This window comes from Streptomyces phytophilus (assembly GCF_013870535.1).
Classification (GTDB): Bacteria; Actinomycetota; Actinomycetes; order Streptomycetales; family Streptomycetaceae; genus Streptomyces; species Streptomyces phytophilus.
This window is the reverse complement of the sequence record NZ_JACBXC010000899.1, coordinates 1-2,510: the sequence shown is the minus strand read 5'-3', so window position 1 is coordinate 2,510 and position 2,510 is coordinate 1. Positions and strand designations below refer to the sequence as shown.

The window sequence follows — 2,510 nt, the reverse complement described above, 5'->3', positions numbered from 1 at the left end:
GTCCGACGGCCGCTGGGACTACCCCGCCCTCAAGCTGCCCGCCCTGCCCTCCGGGTCCCCGCCGCCGTTCGTCGCCGGCAACAGCGCCGAGGAGCACCACGCCGACCTCCGCGAGCTGGTGCTGCCGTCCCCGGCCGGTGCCAAGCCCGACAAGAAGCTGCCCGCCGACGCCGAGTGGGTGCCGACGGGCAGGTACGTCGCCGCGTACGACGGGCGCGACCGCGGCGAGCTGCGGCGCGCGCTCCGCCACAACGCGGTACGGCACATCGCCGCCACCGGCTGGCTCATGCCGGACGGTACCCGGACGCGCATCTATCTCCTGAGGTTCAACTCCGGCGCGTTCGCGACCGCCTGGTTCGACGAGGTGATCTCCCGGGGCGACAGCACCGGCTCCGACCTCGCCGGGGCGCCCGAGGCCGTACTCGACGAGAGCTGGCCGGTGGAAGCGGGGCCCGGCGCCATCGAGACGTACGTCTTCGACGAGCCCGAGCCGCGCGAGGAGGACCACGTGCGCCAGGCGTACCTGCGCGCGGGGGACGTCATCGGCCTGGTGGTGCAGTCGCGGGCGGGCGAGGTGGCCCCGACGCCGTTCCGGCAGACGGTGATCCTGCAGTCGCAGCTCCTCGGCTGACGCCCGCCCCGGGTCCCCCGTCGGTGCCCGCCGGGCCGGTGTCCGGCCCGGCGGCTAGACTCGGCGGCGGTACGTCCCTCGTCGTTACGGAGCGCACTCGTGCTTGTCGTCACCTTCGACATCCTGCTCGTGCTGGTCTGCGTGGCCACACTGGCCTTCGCCGGACTGGTCGTGAAGAAGCTGTACCAGGGCCAGCGCTGACGATGCCGATCGAGATCCCCTCCGACCTGCACAAGGACCTGGTCCCGCTGGCGTTCCTGCTGGGCGACTGGCAGGGTGCGGGCGTCTTCGACTTCCCCGGCAGCGAGAAGTGCAACTTCGGGCAGGAGCTGCGCTTCGGCCACGACGGCCGGGACTTCCTGGCGTACACCTCGTACACCTGGGTGCTCGACGAGGCCGGCGAGAAGGTGCGCCCGCTGGAGAGCGAGTCCGGGTACTGGCGGATCCGGCCCGACCGGCAGATCGAGGCCGTCATGGTGCGCGACCAGGGCGTCGCCGAGGTCTGGTACGGCGAGCTGGCCGCGGGCAAGCCCCAGATCGACCTGGCCACGGACGCGGTCGCGCGCAGCGCGGCCTCCCCGCCGTACGCGGGCGGCAAGCGGCTGTACGGGTACGTGAACGGCGACCTGATGTGGGTCGGCGAGAAGGCCACCCCGGAGGTGGAGCTGCGGCCGTACATGTCGGCCCAGCTGAAGAAGGTCGTGAACCCGCGGGAGTGGGCGAAGGACCTGAAGGACCTCCCGGACGACGGGATCGCCTTCTTCCGCTGAGCCGCCTCCCGCAGACACCCCGCGGACGCCCCCTCGGGCACCCGGCGGGGGCGCTTTCCGGCAACCGGCCGGGGTTCCGCCGCGACGCTCATACACTTGAGCCGTGGAGACCACCGACTGGAAGCGCGACCTGCGCAAGCGCGGCTACCGCCTGACGCCGCAGCGGCAGCTCGTGCTGGAAGCCGTCGACTCCCTGGAGCACGCGACGCCCGACGGCATCCTGATCGAGGTCCGCAAGACCGCCGCCGGCGTCAACATCTCCACGGTCTACCGCACGCTGGAGCTGCTGGAGGAGTTGGGCCTCGTCAGCCACGCGCACCTCAACCACGGCCCGCCGACGTACCACATCGCCGACCGGCACCACCATTTGCACCTCGTGTGCCGCGTCTGCGACCGGGTCATCGAGGCGGAGAACGCGGTGGCGGAGCCGTTCGCGGAGGAACTGCGGCAGCGGTTCGGGTTCGAGAGCGACGTACGGCACTTCGCGATCCTCGGCCGCTGCGCGACCTGCACCGAGTCCGGCAAGCCCGACGCCTCCGCCCCGTAGCGCCCCGGGTCCCGGCGGCTGCCGCGCGCGACTTGCATCCGGCCCGTGACCCCGGGTGGCCGCCCGGACGTACTCTTGAAGCATGAACGCGCCTTCTCCCCTCCTCTCCCTGCCCGGGGCGGTCGCCGCCGAGGCTCCCGACGAGGGCGTCGCCGCGCACTACGGCGATCTCTTCCGGGAGCAGCGCGCGCTGGACGCCGGCGAGGGCTTCGTCGACCTCTCCCACCGCGGCGTCGTGTCGGTCACCGGCCAGGACCGGCTGAGCTGGCTGCACCTGCTGCTGACGCAGCACGTCGAAGCGCTCGCGCCGGGTCACGCCACCGAGGCGCTGGTGCTGTCCGCCCACGGGCACATCGAACACGCGCTGTACCTCGTCGACGACGGCGAGACGACGTGGGCGCACGTGGAACCGGGCACGCAGAAGGACCTCGTCGCGTACCTGGAGAGCATGAAGTTCTTCTACCGGGTGGACATCGCCGACCGCACGGACGACCTGGCCGTCGTCCACCTGCCGGCCGGCTCCATCGCGGAGGCGCCCGGCGGCGCGACGGTCCGCGAGACC

Annotated in this window: 3 protein-coding genes and 1 pseudogene; all 4 read left to right on the top strand. The window is 72.4% G+C overall.

Translation table 11 applies throughout. The features are described from left to right. Positions 1-631, top strand: a 631-nt coding sequence (locus H5J30_RS26885; protein WP_181789919.1) for a hypothetical protein, incomplete at its 5' end; no start/stop codon positions are given. A 203-nt stretch (positions 632-834) separates the two neighbouring features. Continuing rightward, positions 835-1,401: a heme-binding beta-barrel domain-containing protein gene (locus tag H5J30_RS26880; RefSeq protein ID WP_181789918.1), complete on the top strand. Its 567-nt coding sequence runs from the start codon at positions 835-837 to the stop codon at positions 1,399-1,401. A 103-nt stretch (positions 1,402-1,504) separates the two neighbouring features. Next, the gene (locus H5J30_RS26875) at positions 1,505-1,948 is read left to right on the top strand and encodes a Fur family transcriptional regulator (protein ID WP_181789917.1); all 444 of its coding nucleotides are present in this window, start codon (positions 1,505-1,507) and stop codon (positions 1,946-1,948) included. An 82-nt stretch (positions 1,949-2,030) separates the two neighbouring features. After that, a pseudogene (locus tag H5J30_RS26870) lies at positions 2,031-2,510 on the top strand (CAF17-like 4Fe-4S cluster assembly/insertion protein YgfZ); the annotation flags it as partial.

Excerpts from the sequence above, each read along its gene's own strand:
- H5J30_RS26880 (WP_181789918.1), top strand. The coding sequence starts at position 835 with ATGCCGATCGAGATCCCCTCCGACCTGCACAAGGACCTGGTCCCGCTG.